This window comes from Streptomyces sp. NPDC088730 (genome assembly GCF_044751215.1).
GTDB lineage: Bacteria > Actinomycetota > Actinomycetes > Streptomycetales > Streptomycetaceae > Streptomyces.
In genome coordinates, this window is sequence record NZ_JBIVLK010000006.1 from 191,964 (window position 1) to 208,189 (window position 16,226).

Genomic DNA, 16,226 nt, shown 5'->3' on the forward strand with positions numbered 1-16,226 from the left:
TCCAACAGGTGAGGACGAAGCCGACTATGTACAAGAGAATGCTTCGGTCAGTGCTTGGCACTGCGTTCGCGGCTGCCGCACTGCTGCTCGTGGCGCATGGCTCTACTTCGGACGTTGGCTGGGGCAATGCGCAGGCAGGCGCTGTCGTCGACCATTACCAGGGCGATGTCGGCTGGGGCTATGTGGCGCCCGCTGCCTCCGGTGACCTTCACCAGTCCGACGTGGGCTGGGGCAATGTGGCGCCCGCTGCCTCCGGCGACTTTCACCAGTCCGACGTTGGCTGGGGGAATTCCGTGGAGAACAGGGCAGACTTGTGACCACCCCACCGGACGACCGGACCTTCAGGCGCGAAATGGCAACGGCCTACCGGTCAGGGTGGCATTTCATCGACCTCGTCACGGCACTCCCCCACCGTGGTGATTCGTTGATGGTCACTCTGTTCGGTGACCCGGTCGTCGTCGCTCGTGAGGACGACGGGGAGGTCCGCGCCTACCGCTGTCTCCGCAAGCCGCGCGGGGCGCCGCAGCCGGTGCGCTGCGCCATTCGGTACGACATGATTTTTGTGAACCTCGCACAGCGTGACCACCAGCTGTTCGAGCCTGAAGCCATCTCCGCCACCCCCCGCAGTGCCTGAGCGATCCCCCGTCGTTCCACGTCGCTCAGACACTCCCCCACACAACGGCGTCACCGTGACCTGAACACGGTGACGCCGTTGTGCTGTGCCCGTCCGGCGGAACGTCCGGTGGGAGGGGAGCGCCCCGGTCAGCCGCGGCCGAGCGCCCGGTCCAGGGTGATCTCGATGGCGACGCGGTCCGGGTTGGGCTTCGGTGCGCGCCCGTAGCGGGCCGTCTTGCGGCGTACCGCGTCCTCGACCCTGTCCTGCTCCGTGCGCACCCTGGCGACGCCCTCCAGGGTCGCCCAGCGGCGCCCTTCCGCCTGGCAGACCGCGACCCGTGCGCCGTCCGGTCCCGCGGCCAGGATGTTGGCGACCTTGCGGCTGTGCCTGCCGGTGATGATGCGGGCGAGACCGGCCTCGGGGTCGTACGTCACGCACACCGGGACCACGTGCGGGGTGCCGTCGGGGCGGAGCGTCGTCAGGGTGCAGACGTGCGGCTCGCGCCAGAAGGCGAGGTACTCGGGGCCGGGGTTGCGTAGGTCGACTGCCATGGGGCCAGCGTAGGCAGCCCGGCGGCGCTCCGCGGTGGCGGGCGGGCCGGCCGGCCGGTTCACTCGGAGATGAGGCGCGCGGCAGTACGTAGCGGTGCGGTAGTGGACCGCTTTCCGCCTTGAGTGGAATAGACTCAACTTTGTACACGTTGTTCGTGTCAGAATTGAGTACGGGCCAGTCGTCGCAAGGAGGAGAGAGGGCACGTGGACGCCGAGCTGACCAACAGGAGCCGGGACGCCATCAACGCGGCCACCAACAGGGCCGTGAAGGACGGGCACCCCGATCTGACCCCGGGGCATCTGCTGCTCGCGCTGCTCGCGGGGGAGGACAACGAGAACCTCGTCGATCTGCTGGCCGCCGTCGAGGCGGACCAGATCGCCGTTCGCACCGAGACGGAGCGGTTGCTGGCCGCACTGCCCAGCGTGACCGGGTCGACCGTCGCACCCCCGCAGCCCAACCGCGAGCTGCTCGCGGTGATCTCCGACGCGGCGCAGCGGGCCAAGGAGCTGGGCGACGACTTCATCTCCACCGAGCACCTGCTGATCGGCATCGCGGCCAAGGGCGGGCGCGCCGGTGAGATCCTCGACGGGCAGGGGGCCAGTGCGAAGAAGCTGCTGGACGCGTTCGAGAAGAGCAGGGGAGGGCGCAGGGTGACCACAGCCGACCCGGAGGGCCAGTACAAGGCCCTGGAGAAATTCGGTACGGACTTCACCGCGGCCGCCCGCGAGGGCAAGCTCGACCCGGTCATCGGCCGGGACCAGGAGATCCGCCGTGTCGTCCAGGTGCTCTCGCGCCGCACCAAGAACAACCCCGTGCTCATCGGTGAGCCCGGCGTCGGCAAGACCGCCGTCGTCGAGGGGCTCGCCCAGCGCATCGTCAAGGGCGACGTCCCGGAGTCCCTCAAGAACAAGCGGCTCGTCTCGCTGGACCTCGGCGCGATGGTCGCGGGCGCGAAGTACCGCGGCGAGTTCGAGGAGCGGCTGAAGACCGTCCTCTCCGAGATCAAGGAGAGCGACGGCCAGATCATCACGTTCATCGACGAGCTGCACACCGTCGTCGGTGCCGGTGCGGGCGGCGACTCCGCCATGGACGCGGGCAACATGCTCAAGCCCATGCTGGCCCGCGGCGAGCTGCGGATGGTCGGCGCCACCACGCTCGACGAGTACCGCGAGCGGATCGAGAAGGACCCGGCGCTGGAGCGCCGCTTCCAGCAGGTGCTGGTGGCGGAGCCGTCCGTCGAGGACACCATCGCGATCCTGCGCGGGCTCAAGGGCCGCTACGAGGCCCACCACAAGGTGCAGATCGCGGACTCCTCGCTGGTCGCGGCCGCGACCCTGTCCGACCGCTACATCACCTCGCGCTTCCTTCCCGACAAGGCCATCGACCTCGTCGACGAGGCGGCCTCCCGGCTGCGCATGGAGATCGACTCCTCGCCGGTCGAGATCGACGAACTCCAGCGCGCCGTCGACCGGTTGCACATGGAGGAGCTGGCCCTCAAGAACGAGGCCGACGCCGCTTCCAAGCAGCGCCTGGAGAAGCTCCGCCGCGACCTCGCCGACAAGGAGGAGGAGCTGCGCGGCCTCAACGCCCGCTGGGAGAAGGAGAAGCAGGGCCTCAACCGGGTCGGTGAGCTGAAGGAACGCCTCGACGATCTGCGCGGACAGGCCGAACGCGCCCAGCGCGACGGCGACTTCGACAGCGCGTCCAAGCTGCTGTACGGCGAGATCCCGGGTCTTGAAAGAGAGTTGGCCGAGGCCGCGGAGGCCGAGCAGGAGGCCGCGAAGGAGCCCAAGGAGACGCTGGTCAAGGAGGAGGTCGGCCCGGACGACATCGCTGATGTCGTCGGCGCCTGGACCGGCATCCCGGCCGGCCGGCTGCTGGAGGGCGAGACCCAGAAGCTGCTGCGCATGGAGGAGGAGCTGGGCAGGCGCCTCATCGGGCAGACGGAGGCCGTGCAGGCCGTCTCGGACGCGGTACGCCGCACCCGGGCCGGAATCGCGGACCCCGACCGGCCCACCGGCTCCTTCCTCTTCCTCGGTCCGACCGGCGTCGGCAAGACGGAGCTGGCCAAGGCCCTCGCGGACTTCCTCTTCGACGACGAGCGGGCCATGGTCCGCATCGACATGAGCGAGTACAGCGAGAAGCACAGCGTGGCGCGGCTGGTCGGCGCCCCGCCCGGCTACGTCGGCTACGAGGAGGGCGGCCAGCTCACCGAGGCGGTCCGCCGCCGCCCGTACAGCGTCGTCCTGCTGGACGAGGTGGAGAAGGCCCACCCCGAGGTCTTCGACATCCTGCTCCAGGTCCTGGACGACGGGCGGCTCACCGACGGACAGGGCCGGACGGTGGATTTCCGCAACACCATCCTGATCCTGACCTCCAACCTCGGCAGCCAGTACCTGGTCGACCCGCTGACCAAGCCCGAGGAGAAGAAGGAGCAGGTCATGAACGTCGTACGGGCGTCGTTCAAGCCGGAATTCCTCAACCGGCTCGACGACCTCGTGGTCTTCTCCGCACTGTCCGGCGACGAGCTGGCCCATATCGCGGGGCTCCAGATCGACCGCCTCGCCAAGCGGCTGGCGGACCGCCGGCTCACCCTCGACGTGACCCCGGCCGCCCTGGCCTGGCTGGCGCAGGAGGGCAACGACCCGGCCTACGGTGCCCGGCCGCTGCGCCGGCTCATCCAGACGGCGATCGGCGACCGGCTCGCGAAGGAGATCCTCTCGGGCGAGGTCACGGACGGCGACACGGTCCTGGTGGACCGGGACGGTGACGGTCTGGCCGTCGGCGCGGCGACCTGACCGGAGCGTCTGCGAGGCGACCGGCGGCCCCGGTCCGCACCGGCTGGATATCAGCTCGTGGCGGATCGGGGCCGATCTGGCTTGCCATGCCCCGCCCGGCATGGGAGAGGATGGCAGCCAACCGCACGAAGGGAAATTACGGTGAGCATCGATCCGTCCTCGATTCCTAACTTCGGGGGCCAGCCCGAACCGCAGGCGGCAGGACCGGAGGGCCCCGTCGTCCCTGACCAGGACCTCGTCAAGCAGCTCCTGGAGCAGATGGAGCTGAAGTTCGTCGTCGACGACGAGGGCGACCTCGCGGCGCCGTGGGAGGACTTCCGCACGTACTTCATGTTCCGTGGTGAAGGCGAGCAGCAGGTCTTCTCGGTCCGTACGTTCTACGACCGCCCGCACGACACGGACCAGCGCCCGGTCCTGCTCGACGCGATCGACGACTGGAACCGCCGCACCCTGTGGCCCAAGGTCTACACGCACACGCACGAGCCCGAGGAGGGCGCCGAGGACACCACCACCTCGGTCCGCCTGATCGGTGAGGCGCAGATGCTCATCGGCACCGGCGTCAGCCTGGAGCACTTCGTCTCCTCGACGGTCAGCTGGGTGCGGGCCTCGATCGAGTTCGACAAGTGGCTCCTTGAGCGCCTCGGCCTGGCCCCGGCCGAGGAGAAGGCGGAAGGCGCGGAGCAGGACGCTCCCGAGGCCTGAGCCTCACCCCGTCGCACGAGAGCCCGGTGCGGGCACGGTCCGACCGGACCGTCTCCGCACCGGGCTCGAAGAGGTTCGGGCTTTCGCTGCCGGGCTTCTTGGAGCGCTGCCGGACGCCGCGGAACCGGGGGCGGGAGGGGCTGTGCACCGCGCGATGCACGCCTCCCCGCGGCATCCCGAGGACACCGAGTGAACCGTGGTCGCTCCGGGAGCGGGGCTTGAGCAGGTCCCGCACCCCGAAGGGAACCGGCGGCGCTCTTTTCGCGCCCCCTGTCAGACCGCCAATCGCTTGAGGCGGGTGACCGCCTCTTCCAACACATCCTTCCGCTTGCAGAACGCGAAGCGGACGAACGGCGCGCCCTGTTCCCGGTGGTCGTAGAAGACCGCGTTCGGCACGGCCACCACCCCGCACCGCTCCGGCAGTGACCGGCAGAACGCGAAGCCGTCCCCGGTGCCGTCCAGCGGGCGGATGTCGGTGGTGACGAAGTACGTGCCGGCCGGGCGGTAGACCCGGAAACCGGCCTCGGCGAGTCCGCCGCTCAGCAGGTCCCGCTTGGCCCGCAGGTCCGCGCGCAGCGTGTCGAAGTAGCTGTCGGGCAGCCGCAGCGCCTCGGCCACCGCGTACTGGAACGGGCCTGCGGAGACGTACGTCAGGAACTGCTTCGCGGAGCGGACCGCCGTCACCAGCTCGGGGCTCGCCGTGATCCAGCCGACCTTCCAGCCGGTGAACGAGAACGTCTTGCCCGCCGAGCTGATGGTGACCGTCCGCTCGCGCATGCCGGGGAACGAGGCGAGCGGCAGGTGCTCACCCTCGAACACGAGGTGCTCGTAGACCTCGTCGGTGACGACGAGGAGGTCGCGCTCGCACGCCAGGGCGGCGATCGCGGACAGCTCCTCGCGGGTCAGGACGGTGCCGGTGGGGTTGTGCGGGGTGTTGAGCAGCAGCAGCCGGGTGCGGGGGGTGACGGCGGCGCGCAGCTCGTCGAGGTCGAGCCGGTAGCTGCCGGTCGAGGGCTCCGGGTGCAGGGTGACGGGGACGCGGGTGGCGCCGGCCATGGCGATGCAGGCGGCGTAGGAGTCGTAGTACGGCTCCAGTGCGATGACCTCGTCGCCGGGCTCCAGGAGGGCCAGCATCGAGGCCGCGATGGCCTCGGTGGCGCCCGCGGTGACCAGCACCTCGGTGTCGGGGTCGTACGCCAGGGCGTAGCGGCGCAGCTGGTGCTCGGTGATCGCGGCGCGCAGTTCGGGGACCCCGGGCCCCGGCGGGTACTGGTTGCCGTGGCCGGCGCGCAGGGCGCGGACGGCGGCCTCGCGGACCTCCTCCGGTCCGTCGGTGTCCGGGAACCCCTGGCCGAGGTTGATGGCGCCGGTGCGTACGGCCAGCGCGGACATCTCCGCGAAGATCGTCGTGCCGAACTCGGCGAGGCGGCGGTTGAGCAGCGGTCGTCCCTGTGTCATGACCGCCATCCTGCGCGGAAGCTCTGGAGTTGCTCAAGTCTGCTTTGGCCGAACGGGGGCGAGGGCATCCCCCCTGCACGCAGGAACCGGTGAGAAGCGGGGGACTCGCTTCGGGGGACGGAAGGACGTGAGGTCGGTGAAGCTGGCAATCGGTGCGGTGCTCGTGCTCGTGGTCATGGCGGTGGCGATTCTCGTCGCGTCGATGGCGGACGCGGCGAAGCGCAACAAGCCACTGGCCGGGTCCAAGCGCCGCGGTGGTGCGGCCGGTGGGGCTTCGGCGGGCGGCAGTTGGTGGGCGGGCGGCGGCGGTGGCTCGTCGTGCGGCAGCGGCAGCGGTCACTCGGGGGGCCACTCGGGCGGCGGTCACTCCGGTGGGCACTCCTGCGGCGGCGGCCACTCGTGCGGTGGTGGTTCGTCGTGCGGTGGTGGCGGGGGCGGATGCGGCGGAGGCAGCTGACACGGGGCGGTCGGTACGCGACCGGGCGGAGCGGACGAGAGCCCGGTAGCGGTGGAGGTGTCCGGCGGGAGCGCAGGGGCGGTGCGGGCTTCTCAGGAGGCCGCGCGAGCCCCTGAGTCCCGCCGGACACCTTTTTGCTGGGCCGTGCGGCGAGTCGCCGTTGAACACGTGAACCGGAAGGCCCCCGAGGGGATGGAAACCACGTCAAGTTGGGTAAAAACACTGCGAGTGCGGCTTAGTTCGTGATTCCCTCAGTGGAGAGAACTTTCAGCCCTCGGACCCCAGTTGGACCTGATCGGGCGCTTCCCACCTCCCACGTGCATCCCGCTCGGGGGCGCCCCCCTGTCCATGTGTCCATGTGTGTTTTGCGGAGCCGACCCATGCTCACGACCCTCCATACGGCCTATTCCGACACCCGTGCCGCCGATCTGGCCTGGGCGCTGGGGCGTGAACCGCTCCCGGCGCTCGCCGTGCTCGATCTCCATCTCGCCGGTGCCCAACTCCAGTTGCGCCTGCTCGGCGCCTCTCATCAGGTCCTCCTGGAGGAGGACAGCGGCACCTGTTCAGAAACCGTCGCCTGTATGCCGGGGAGCAGCACCCCGCTGCCCCTCGGCGTCTCCAAGCGGCTCGGGGACTGGGAGTACGAGTTCGCGGCCCGGGTGGAGACGCTCGGCGCGGGTTCGTTCGCGGGGCGCGCGCAGGAGCTCCTGGCGCTCGTCTCCGACCATCCCCACGGACTGGCCGGGACGTTCCCCGGCAGCCCGCACGCCTTCACCGCCATGCTCGCCCAGCGGACCGAGGGGCAGGTGCGGTGGCGGACCTGGCACGCGTACCCGCAGGAGGGGCAGTTGGTGGTGACGCGTACCCGGGTGGGTGTGCGGATGCCGGCGGCTGTGCTGTGACGGGGGCCAACTCCGGTGCGGCGAAGCCACTTACACCCTTGTGGGTGACAAGCGGCGACGTTCCAGTGACGTAGCGTTCGCGGCATGATCGACCAGCAGGTGTCGCTGCGAGGGGGCGCGGCGCGGCTTCCCGTACGGCCGAGGACCGGCCGGTACCTCGTGCTGGCCGCGGTCTTCGTCTGCGCCGCGTGCGGTCTGGTGTACGAGCTCGAACTGGTCGCGCTCGCTTCCTATCTGATCGGTGACTCCGTCACCCAGGCGTCCGTCGTGCTCTCCGTGATGGTGTTCGCCATGGGCATCGGTTCGTTGCTCGCGAAACGTTTATGCAGCCGGGCCGCGGTCGGCTTCGGGCTGATCGAGGCGGCGCTCGCCCTGGTCGGCGGCTCCTCCGCGCTGGTGCTCTACGCGACGTTCGCCTGGATCGGGGAGTCGAGGTTCGCCCTGGTCGGCTTCTCGCTGGCGATCGGGGTGCTGATCGGTGCGGAGATCCCGCTGCTGATGACGCTGATCCAGCGCGTCGACCGGCAGGACGCGGGCGGGGCCGTCGCCGATCTGTTCGCCGCGGACTACGTGGGGGCGCTGGTCGGCGGGCTGGCGTTCCCGTTCCTGCTGCTGCCGATGCTCGGACAGCTCACCGGGGCGCTGCTCACCGGCGCGGTCAACGCGGCGGCGGGCGGGGCGCTGGTGATGTGGGTGTTCCGGCGGGATCTCAGCTGCCGGTCCCGGTGGCTGCTCATCGTCGCCAACGTGATGGTGATCGCCCTGCTGGCCACGGTCGCGGTGCTGGCCGACGACTTCGAGCGGGCGGCGAGGCGGGCGGTGTACGGGGACCGGGTGCGGGTCGCGATGCAGACCGACGTCCAGGAGGTGGTGCTGACCGGTGCGGGCCGCAGCTCCCTGGACCTCTACCTGGACGGGCGGCTGCGGGTCAGCTCGCGCGACGAGTACCGGTACCACGAGGCGCTGGTGCACCCGGCGATGAACGGGCCGCACGCGCGGGTGCTGATCCTGGGCGGCGGCGACGGTCTGGCGGCCCGCGAGGTGCTGCGTTACCCGGGGGTGCGGAGCGTCACGCTGGTGGAGCTGGACCCGGCCGTCACCCGGTTGGCCCGTACGGACCGGGCGCTCTCCGCGCTGAACGCGCACGCCTACCGGGACCCCCGGCTGAGGACGGTGGCCGGGGACGCGTTCAGCTGGCTGCGGGCGGCGCACGGCCGCTATGACGCGGTGATCTCCGACCTGCCGGACCCGGGGATCTCGGCCAGTACGAAGCTCTACTCGGCGGAGTTCTACGGACTGGTCTCCGAGGCCCTCGCGCCGGGCGGCCGGCTGGTGGTGCACGGCGGTCCGCCGGTCGGCCGGCCGCACACGTACTGGACGGTCGAGGCGTCGATGAGGGCGGCGGGGCTGCGTACCCGCCCCTACCGGATCGGCTGCCGGGCCGCCGGTTTCGCCTCGGGCCCCGACCGCGCGGCGGGCGGCGGCACCGAGGTGCACGGCTGGGGGTTCGTGCTGGCCGGGCTGGGTCGGGCCCCGGCGCTCGGCCTGGACCCGGAGGCGCCTCGGCTGAGGTCCCTGACGGAACCGGCGCTCCAGGAGGCGGGGCGGCAGGCGGAGTCCGGCCGGCTGCCGGGGATGGCGCCCTCGACCCTGGTGCACCCGAGGTACTGGGACGAACCGTGAGCGGGGGCCTGGGCGCAGGTTGCTCCTTACCGGGACGGGTCCGGGCGGGGTTCCGGCGGGGGTGAAGCGCTGACGGGACGGCCGGGGCTGAGTAGGCTCGGTTTCCATGGAGCATGAGGTGTTCGTTCCGGTGCCGGTCCCCGTTCTGCGGCGGACCCTGGGCGATCCTGCCCGGGTCGCGCGCTGTGTGCCGGGCCTTCAGCAGGACGCCGACGCGCCCGCGGGCCCGCTGGCCGGCCGGCTCAAGGTGCGGGTCGGCGGCCACACCATCACCTACCGGGGCACGCTGCGGATCAGCGCGCCGGCGGACGGCCCGGCGGGGGACGCCGCGTACGGCGTCTCCGTGACGGGCGAGGGCGTGGAGGCGCGCGGTACCGGCTCGGTGAAGCTGGTCCTGGCCGTCCGGCTGGCCGAACGGGGCGGCGGCACGGCGATCACGTTCGAGGGCACGGTGAGCGGCGACGGCCGCCTGGTGGAGCTGGACGCGGCAGCAGCGCTCGCCGCCGCCCACCGCCTGCTGGACCGGTTCGCGCAGCAGCTGGTGACCGAGGCGCTCGCCGCGCACGGGGCCGGCGAGGAAGGCTCTGGGGGCTCTGGGGGCTCGGGAGGCTCGGGGGCCGAGCCCGGTGGCGTCTCCGTGGCTGCCGGTGAGCGGTCGGGTTCGGACGGCTTTGAGGGTGGCCGTGAGGACGGTTCCGAGGGTGGCCGCGAGGACGGTTCTGAGGGTGGCCGTGAGGACGGTTCCGAGGACGGTTCCGAGGGCGACGCCGTGGCCGGTGTCGGTGAGCGGTCCGGTTCGGACGGCTCCGGGGACGGTTCCGAGGGCGATGCCGTGGCCGGTGCCGATGAGCGGTCTGTCGGGGACGCGGTGGAGAAGGCCATCGAGGAGGCTGCCGAGGAGGCGGACGACACCGGTGTCGGGGAGGCCCCGACCCGGCATGACGCCGCCGCCGACGAGGCGCCCGCCGGTGATCCGTCGCTGGACGGGGCCTCGGTCTTCGACGCTCCGGTGCCGCCGTCCTCGATGGACCCGGTGGCCGGTATCGAGTTCACCGTTCCGGACGGGCCCCCGGCCGAGGCCGCCCATGCCCGGCGCACCATGATCGGGCGCAGCGCCGAGGAGGTCGACCACGCCCCGCCGCGCGGCCGGTACGCACCTGTTCCGGCGCCCGGCTCCGCCGGTGCGGGCGCCACGCTGCGCTGGGTGGCCCCGGCCGCCGCGCTCGCCCTGGCCTCGGCCGTGGTGGTGGGCCGGGCGCTGCGGCGCCGGAGGTAGCCGCGCCAGTAGTGTCGTCGTGTGAGCAGCAGCGAGAAGGACGTCCGGCTGTCCGCCGGCGACGCAGAGTTGACCGTGAGCCCCGCCAACGGCTGCCGTATCAGCAGCCTGCGGATCGGTGGCACCGAACTGTTGCGGCAGGGGGAGCGGTACGGCTGCTTCCCGATGGTGCCGTGGTGCGGGCGCATGGAGAACGGCCGGTTCCGCAACGGCGGTGTGCTGCACCGGATGCCGCTGACCGCCCCGCCGCACGCCATTCACGGCACGGGCCGTGACACGGCCTGGCAGACGGACCGGGAGACCGGGACGGAGGCCTCGTTCCACTACGACCTGGCGGAGCCGTGGCCGTACCCGGGCCGGGTGACGCAGACCTTCGAACTGTCCGAGGACTCCGTCACGCTGGCGTTCGGCATCGAGACCTACGGGGACTCCTTCCCGGCGCAGGCCGGCTGGCACCCCTGGTTCCGGCGAAGCCTCGGCGGCGGAGAGGACGTCCGGATCGCCTTCGACGCGGCCTGGCAGGAGGAGCGGGGCGAGAACCATCTGCCGACCGGCCGCCGCATCCCGCCGCTGGAGGGCCCGTGGGACGACGCCTTCGGGATGCCCGACGGCGTCGATGTGACCCTTACCTGGCCGCAGCAGCTGGAGCTGACGGTGAAGAGCCGGGCCGAGTGGGTGGTGGTCTACGACGAGCAGGCCGAGGCGGTCTGCGTGGAGCCGCAGTCCGGCCCGCCGAACGGGCTGAACACCGCGCCCCGCTACGTCACCCCGATCGATCCGCTGGAGATCGCGACGACATGGAGCTGGCGCAGGCTCTGAGTCCGGGCCGATGATCCGTGCCGACGATCCGGGCCGACGACGGCCCGGTGCGGGTACGGCGGCCGGTGCCGGTGCCGAGCCGGTGCGGGCGCCGGGCACGGGCCGCTGGGCCGGGCGCCTTATCCTCGTAGCCATGACAGACGTACGCGCTGAGCTGCTGCAGCAGATCAAGGACAAGGCCGTCGTTCACGGCAAGGTGACGCTCTCCTCCGGCCTGGAGGCCGACTGGTACATCGACCTGCGCCGCATCACCCTGGACGGCAAGGCTGCTCCGATGGTCGGCCAGGTCATGCTCGACGCGACCGCGGAGCTGGACTACGACTGCGTGGGCGGGCTGACGTTGGGCGCCGATCCGGTCGCCACCTCGATGCTGCACGCCTCCGCCGCCCGCGGCCAGGAGCTGGACGCGTTCGTCGTCCGCAAGGCGCAGAAGGCCCACGGGATGCAGCGCCGCATCGAGGGTGCCGAGGTCAAGGGCCGGCGCTGCCTGGTCGTCGAGGACACCTCGACGACGGGCGGCTCGCCGCTGACCGCTGTCGAGGCGGTGCGCGAGGCGGGCGGCGAGGTCGTCGCCGTCGCCGTGATCGTGGAGCGGGGCGCTGCTCCGGCCGTCGCCGAGGCGGGTCTCCCGTATGTCCACGTGTACTCGGTCGCGGACCTGGACCTCTCCTGACCTGCGGTTTCTTATGAGGGTGGGCCGTTTCACGTGAAACAGCCCGCCCTTGTCGTATGTCCGCGGAGGGCGGCTCCGAATGCTGGGGGAGTGCGCCGGGTGGAGCCGGACCAAGAGTCTGGGAAGATGGGGGCGACGATGACGTCGCCCCCAGGTCAGGGAACCAGCAACGCACACCCGCACATCCCAAGGAGCGGACAGATGCCCATCGCAACCCCCGAGGTCTACGCCGAGATGCTCGACCGGGCGAAGGCAGGCAAGTTCGCCTACCCGGCCATCAACGTGACCTCGACCCAGACCCTGCACGCTGCGCTGCGCGGTTTCGCGGAGGCCGAGAGCGACGGCATCATCCAGATGTCCACCGGTGGGGCGGAGTTCCTGGGCGGCCAGTACAACAAGGACATGGTCACGGGCGCCGTCGCCCTGGCCGAGTTCGCGCACATCGTCGCCGCCAAGTACGACATCACCGTCGCGCTGCACACCGACCACTGCCCCAAGGACAAGCTGGACACGTACGTCCGTCCGCTGATCGAGGTCTCCGCGGAGCGCGTCGCCAAGGGTCTGAACCCGCTGTTCCAGTCGCACATGTGGGACGGTTCGGCCGAGACGCTGGCCGACAACCTCGCCATCGGCCAGGAGCTGCTTGCCAAGGCCGCCGCCGCCAAGATCATCCTTGAGGTCGAGATCACCCCGACCGGCGGTGAGGAGGACGGCGTCACGCACGAGATCAACGACGAGCTGTACACGACCGTCGACGACGCGCTGCGCACCGCTGAGGCCCTCGGCCTGGGCGAGAAGGGCCGCTACCTGCTGGCCGCGTCCTTCGGCAACGTCCACGGCGTCTACAAGCCGGGCAACGTCGTGCTCCGCCCCGAGCTCCTGAAGGACCTCCAGGTCGGCGTCTCCGCCAAGTACGGCAAGCCGGCCGGCAGCCAGCCGTTCGACTTTGTCTTCCACGGCGGCTCCGGCTCCACCGCCGAGGAGATCGCCACCGCGCTGGAGAACGGCGTCGTGAAGATGAACCTCGACACCGACACCCAGTACGCCTTCACCCGCCCGGTCGCGGACCACATGTTCCGCAACTACGACGGCGTGCTGAAGGTCGACGGCGAGGTCGGCAACAAGAAGACCTACGACCCGCGCACCTGGGGCAAGGCCGCCGAGGCGGGCATGGCCAAGCGCGTCACGGAGGCCTGCGCCAACCTCCGGTCCACCGGTACCAAGCTGAAGTAGTCCCGGAAAGCTGTGTGCGTGGGCCCGGCATCCCTTGGGGTGCCGGGCCCACGGCATGTCCGCACCCGGCAGGAAAGACGATCCGAGGGAACCGCTGTGAGCACGTCCTACGACTTCGACACCGTCATCGACCGCCGCGGCACCTGGTGTGTCCAGTGGGACGGGGTGGCGGACCGGTTCGGGGTGGACGGGCTGCTGCCGTTCACCATCTCGGACATGGACTTCGCGACGGCCCCCGAGGTACTGGCCGCCCTGCGGAACCGCCTCGACCACGGCGTGTTCGGATACACCGACTGGGACCACGAGGACTTCAGGTCCGCGATCGCCCACTGGTACGAGACCCGGTACGGCACCACGATCGACACCGGCCGGTTGGTGTACGGGCCGTCCGTGCTCAGCCAGCTGTCGCAGCTGCTCCAGATGTGGACGGCGGAGGGAGAGGGCGTCGTCGTCCACACCCCCACGTACGACGGTTTCCGCAAGGCCATCACCGGGCTCGGGCGGGAGCTGCGCGGGGTGCCGCTGGGGGACCCGGAAGCGCTGGAGCGGGAGCTGGCCCGCGCGGACAGCAAGGTCCTGCTGGTCTGCTCGCCGCACAACCCCAGCGGGCGGGTGTGGACGGAGGCCGAGCTCGCGGAGATGGGCTCGCTCGCCGCCCGGCACGGGGTCGCGGTGATCAGCGACGAGATCCACGCGGACTTCGTGCACGGCGGGCGGCGGCACGTGCCGTGGACACGGGTGGCGGGCGACGGGCGCTGGGCCCTCATCACCTCGGCGTCGAAGTCGTTCAACTTTCCCGCGCTGACGGGCTCCTACGGGCTTATCGGCCGGCCGGACGACCGGACGGAGTTCCTGCGCCGGATGGAGACCGCGGAGGGGCTCGCCTCCCCGGCGGTGCTCTCGCTGACCGCGCACATCGCCGCGTACCGGGAGGGCGGGGACTGGCTGGACGCCGTCCGCGCGTACGTCACCGGGAACCTGGAGTTCGTCGCGGAACGCCTGAACGCGGCCTTCCCCGAGCTGGAGTGGGAGCCGCCGCAGGCCGGCTACCTGGCCTGGATCGACTTGCGGAAGGCGGGTGTCGAGGACGAGGCGGCGCTCCAGCGGGTGCTGATCGACCGGGAGCGGGTCGCCGTGATGCCGGGGAGTGTGTACGGGGCGGAGGGCTTCGTGCGGCTCAACGTGGGGTGCGCGCGGAGCAAGGTGGAGGCGGGGGTGGCTGCGCTGATCCGGGGCGTGGAGGCCGTGCGGGGCGCCGCGTAGCGGCTGGCGCGGCTTGCGCGGGGGCGTTCCGGGGGTGCGGCTTGCGCGGTGGCGTCCCGGGGTGCGGCTTGCGCGGGGCGTTCCGGGGGTGCTGCCACCGGACCGGACCCCGCTCCTCGATCGCCGGAGGAGCTTGATTCTGCCCGGCCGCCGCCCGCAGCTGCCGGCATCGGCAGGGCATCGACAGGGCATCGGCAGGGTCTTCCGGGTGGCCCTTCGGCTCCGTGGCGTCGATGCTGGGGCCATGGTCGAGAGAGCTGCTGATACCGGTGGCATCCGTGTCACTTCGTCCGCCGGGCGCTGGGTTGTTCTCACGACCGTGCTCGGGTCGAGCATGGCCATGCTCGACTCCACCGTCATCAATGTCGCCCTGCCCCGGATCGGTGAGGACCTCGGCACCGACCTGGCCGCACTCCAGTGGACCGTCAACGCGTACATGCTGACGCTCGCCGGGCTGATCCTGCTCGGCGGGGCGCTCGGGGACCGGTACGGGCGGCGGCGGGTCTTCGTCGTCGGGGTCGTGTGGTTCGCCCTCGCCTCGCTGCTCTGCGGCATCGCGCCCAACGCCTTCGTGCTCATCGCCGCCCGCGCCCTCCAGGGGGTCGGCGGGGCGCTCCTCACCCCCGGCTCGCTGGCCCTGATCCAGGCGAGCTTCCACCCGGACGACCGGGCCCGCGCGGTCGGGCTGTGGTCCGGGTTCGGCGGGGTCGGGGCCGCTGTCGGGCCGTTCGTGGGCGGCTGGCTCGTCGACGGGCCCGGCTGGCGGTGGGTGTTCCTGCTCAACCTGCCGCTCGCCGCCGTCTGCGTGCCCATCGCGCTGCGCCACGTACCGGAGTCCAGCGACCCGTACGCCCGTGGGCGCTTCGACGTCCTCGGGGCGGCGCTCGGCGCGCTCTCCCTCGCGCTGGTGACGTACGCGCTGATCGAGGCGCCGGGGGCGGGCGCCTCCCCGGCGGTGATCGGGTCCGCGGTGGGCGGGGTGCTGCTCGGCGTCGTGTTCGTCCAGGTCGAGCGGCGGCGCGCGCACCCCATGCTGCCGCCGTCGGTGTTCGCGTCCCGGCAGTTCACCACCGTCAACATCGTCACCCTCTGCGTGTACGCGGCGCTCGGCGGCTACTTCTTCCTCTCCGCGATCCAGCTCCAGGTCGTGGCCGGGTACTCGGCGCTCGGCGCGGGCACCGCGCTGCTGCCGACGACCGTCCTGATGCTGCTGTTCTCCGCCAGGTCGGGCGAGCTGGGCCAGCGCATCGGCCCCCGCATCCCGCTCACCGCCGGCCCGCTGATCGCCGCCACCGGCATGCTGCTGATGCTGCGCGTGGGGCCGGGCTCCAACACCGTCTCCGGTTACTTCACCGACGTCCTCCCGGCCGTCGCCGTGCTCGGCCTCGGGCTGGTCACCGTGGTGGCCCCGCTCACCGCGACCGTCCTGGCCTCCGTGGACACCGGCCGGGCCGGTCTCGCCAGCGGGATCAACAACGCGGCGGCCCGTGCCGCCGGGCTGATCGCGGTGGCCGCGCTGCCACTGCTCGCCGGGATGGGGCCGGAGGCCTACCGGGACGCCGGGGAGTTCGCCACGACCTTCCGGCGCGCCATGCCGATGTGCGCCGGGCTGCTGGTGGTGGGCGCCGCGATCGCCTGGTCGACCGTCCGCACGCCCCACGCGGCCGTACAGGACACCGCACGCCCCGAGTGCACCATGAGCTGCGGCGTCGCCGCGCCGCCGCTGGAACCGGCCCCCGAGACGGCCCGCCGGGTGGACGACGTCTGAGCGGCTGCCGGGTGCCGTGCGCCCCG

15 protein-coding genes are annotated in these 16,226 nt (G+C 71.6%); 13 read left to right on the forward strand and 2 right to left on the reverse strand.

The features are described 5' to 3' along the window. The first annotated feature begins 50 nt into the window (after positions 1 to 50). Positions 51 to 317 carry a hypothetical protein gene (locus ACIP89_RS20395; RefSeq protein ID WP_401924427.1) on the forward strand — a complete coding sequence of 89 codons (267 nt, stop codon included), beginning with the start codon at positions 51 to 53 and terminating at the stop codon, positions 315 to 317. Continuing rightward, on the forward strand, positions 314 to 634 hold the full coding sequence (locus ACIP89_RS20400; RefSeq protein WP_018522262.1) for a hypothetical protein: 321 nt from the start codon (positions 314 to 316) through the stop codon (positions 632 to 634). Before ACIP89_RS20395 ends, ACIP89_RS20400 begins: the two co-directional genes overlap by 4 nt. A 128-nt stretch (positions 635 to 762) precedes the next feature. Here the strand turns inward: ACIP89_RS20400 and ACIP89_RS20405 are convergent, their stop codons facing one another. Continuing rightward, positions 763 to 1,167 (reverse strand): pyridoxamine 5'-phosphate oxidase family protein, encoded by a 405-nt coding sequence (locus tag ACIP89_RS20405; protein ID WP_401926479.1) that lies wholly within the window; start codon positions 1,165 to 1,167, stop codon positions 763 to 765. A gap of 204 nt (positions 1,168 to 1,371) precedes the next feature. Here ACIP89_RS20405 and clpB point away from each other — a divergent pair, with 204 nt between their 5' ends. Both clpB and ACIP89_RS20415 read left to right on the forward strand, forming a co-directional pair. After that, positions 1,372 to 3,966: an ATP-dependent chaperone ClpB gene (gene clpB / locus ACIP89_RS20410; protein ID WP_401924423.1), complete on the forward strand. Its 2,595-nt coding sequence runs from the start codon at positions 1,372 to 1,374 to the stop codon at positions 3,964 to 3,966. A gap of 141 nt (positions 3,967 to 4,107) precedes the next feature. After that, on the forward strand, positions 4,108 to 4,668 hold the full coding sequence (locus tag ACIP89_RS20415) for a YbjN domain-containing protein (RefSeq protein WP_401924421.1): 561 nt from the start codon (positions 4,108 to 4,110) through the stop codon (positions 4,666 to 4,668). 273 nt (positions 4,669 to 4,941) lie between these two features. Here ACIP89_RS20415 and ACIP89_RS20420 read toward each other — a convergent pair whose 3' ends face one another. Further along, positions 4,942 to 6,126 (reverse strand): pyridoxal phosphate-dependent aminotransferase, encoded by a 1,185-nt coding sequence (locus tag ACIP89_RS20420; protein WP_402116017.1) that lies wholly within the window; start codon positions 6,124 to 6,126, stop codon positions 4,942 to 4,944. A 136-nt stretch (positions 6,127 to 6,262) separates the two neighbouring features. On the opposite strand from ACIP89_RS20420, the gene ACIP89_RS20425 reads away from it, so the two are divergent. The 9 genes from ACIP89_RS20425 to ACIP89_RS20465 all read left to right on the forward strand — a co-directional run bounded on the left by ACIP89_RS20425 (position 6,263) and on the right by ACIP89_RS20465 (position 16,200). Further along, the gene (locus tag ACIP89_RS20425; protein ID WP_401924417.1) at positions 6,263 to 6,583 is read left to right on the forward strand and encodes a hypothetical protein; all 321 of its coding nucleotides are present in this window, start codon (positions 6,263 to 6,265) and stop codon (positions 6,581 to 6,583) included. A gap of 380 nt (positions 6,584 to 6,963) precedes the next feature. After that, positions 6,964 to 7,485 (forward strand): DUF2617 family protein, encoded by a 522-nt coding sequence (locus ACIP89_RS20430; protein WP_401924414.1) that lies wholly within the window; start codon positions 6,964 to 6,966, stop codon positions 7,483 to 7,485. 84 nt (positions 7,486 to 7,569) lie between these two features. Further along, the gene (locus ACIP89_RS20435; RefSeq protein WP_401924412.1) at positions 7,570 to 9,168 is read left to right on the forward strand and encodes a polyamine aminopropyltransferase; all 1,599 of its coding nucleotides are present in this window, start codon (positions 7,570 to 7,572) and stop codon (positions 9,166 to 9,168) included. Between the two features lie 118 nt (positions 9,169 to 9,286). Beyond that, a complete protein-coding gene (locus ACIP89_RS20440) occupies positions 9,287 to 10,444 on the forward strand; it encodes an SRPBCC domain-containing protein (protein WP_402116160.1) in 1,158 nt (385 codons plus the stop codon). A gap of 21 nt (positions 10,445 to 10,465) precedes the next feature. Then, positions 10,466 to 11,263: an aldose 1-epimerase gene (locus ACIP89_RS20445; RefSeq protein WP_402116019.1), complete on the forward strand. Its 798-nt coding sequence runs from the start codon at positions 10,466 to 10,468 to the stop codon at positions 11,261 to 11,263. A gap of 133 nt (positions 11,264 to 11,396) precedes the next feature. Next, complete coding sequence (gene pyrE, locus ACIP89_RS20450; RefSeq protein ID WP_073733510.1) at positions 11,397 to 11,936, forward strand: orotate phosphoribosyltransferase; 540 nt, start codon at positions 11,397 to 11,399, stop codon at positions 11,934 to 11,936. Between the two features lie 201 nt (positions 11,937 to 12,137). Continuing rightward, the gene (fbaA, locus tag ACIP89_RS20455; RefSeq protein WP_024494502.1) at positions 12,138 to 13,169 is read left to right on the forward strand and encodes a class II fructose-bisphosphate aldolase; all 1,032 of its coding nucleotides are present in this window, start codon (positions 12,138 to 12,140) and stop codon (positions 13,167 to 13,169) included. Between the two features lie 96 nt (positions 13,170 to 13,265). Next, positions 13,266 to 14,432 carry a MalY/PatB family protein gene (locus tag ACIP89_RS20460; protein ID WP_402116020.1) on the forward strand — a complete coding sequence of 389 codons (1,167 nt, stop codon included), beginning with the start codon at positions 13,266 to 13,268 and terminating at the stop codon, positions 14,430 to 14,432. A gap of 244 nt (positions 14,433 to 14,676) precedes the next feature. Beyond that, the gene (locus ACIP89_RS20465; protein ID WP_401924404.1) at positions 14,677 to 16,200 is read left to right on the forward strand and encodes an MFS transporter; all 1,524 of its coding nucleotides are present in this window, start codon (positions 14,677 to 14,679) and stop codon (positions 16,198 to 16,200) included. Positions 16,201 to 16,226 lie beyond the last annotated feature (26 nt).

Excerpts from the sequence above, each read along its gene's own strand:
- ACIP89_RS20405 (WP_401926479.1), bottom strand. The coding sequence starts at position 1,167 with ATGGCAGTCGACCTACGCAACCCCGGCCCCGAGTACCTCGCCTTCTGG.
- ACIP89_RS20420 (WP_402116017.1), bottom strand. The coding sequence starts at position 6,126 with ATGACACAGGGACGACCGCTGCTCAACCGCCGCCTCGCCGAGTTCGGC.
- ACIP89_RS20430 (WP_401924414.1), top strand. The coding sequence starts at position 6,964 with ATGCTCACGACCCTCCATACGGCCTATTCCGACACCCGTGCCGCCGAT.
- ACIP89_RS20435 (WP_401924412.1), top strand. The coding sequence starts at position 7,570 with ATGATCGACCAGCAGGTGTCGCTGCGAGGGGGCGCGGCGCGGCTTCCC.
- pyrE (WP_073733510.1), top strand. The coding sequence starts at position 11,397 with ATGACAGACGTACGCGCTGAGCTGCTGCAGCAGATCAAGGACAAGGCC.
- fbaA (WP_024494502.1), top strand. The coding sequence starts at position 12,138 with ATGCCCATCGCAACCCCCGAGGTCTACGCCGAGATGCTCGACCGGGCG.
- ACIP89_RS20465 (WP_401924404.1), top strand. The coding sequence starts at position 14,677 with ATGGTCGAGAGAGCTGCTGATACCGGTGGCATCCGTGTCACTTCGTCC.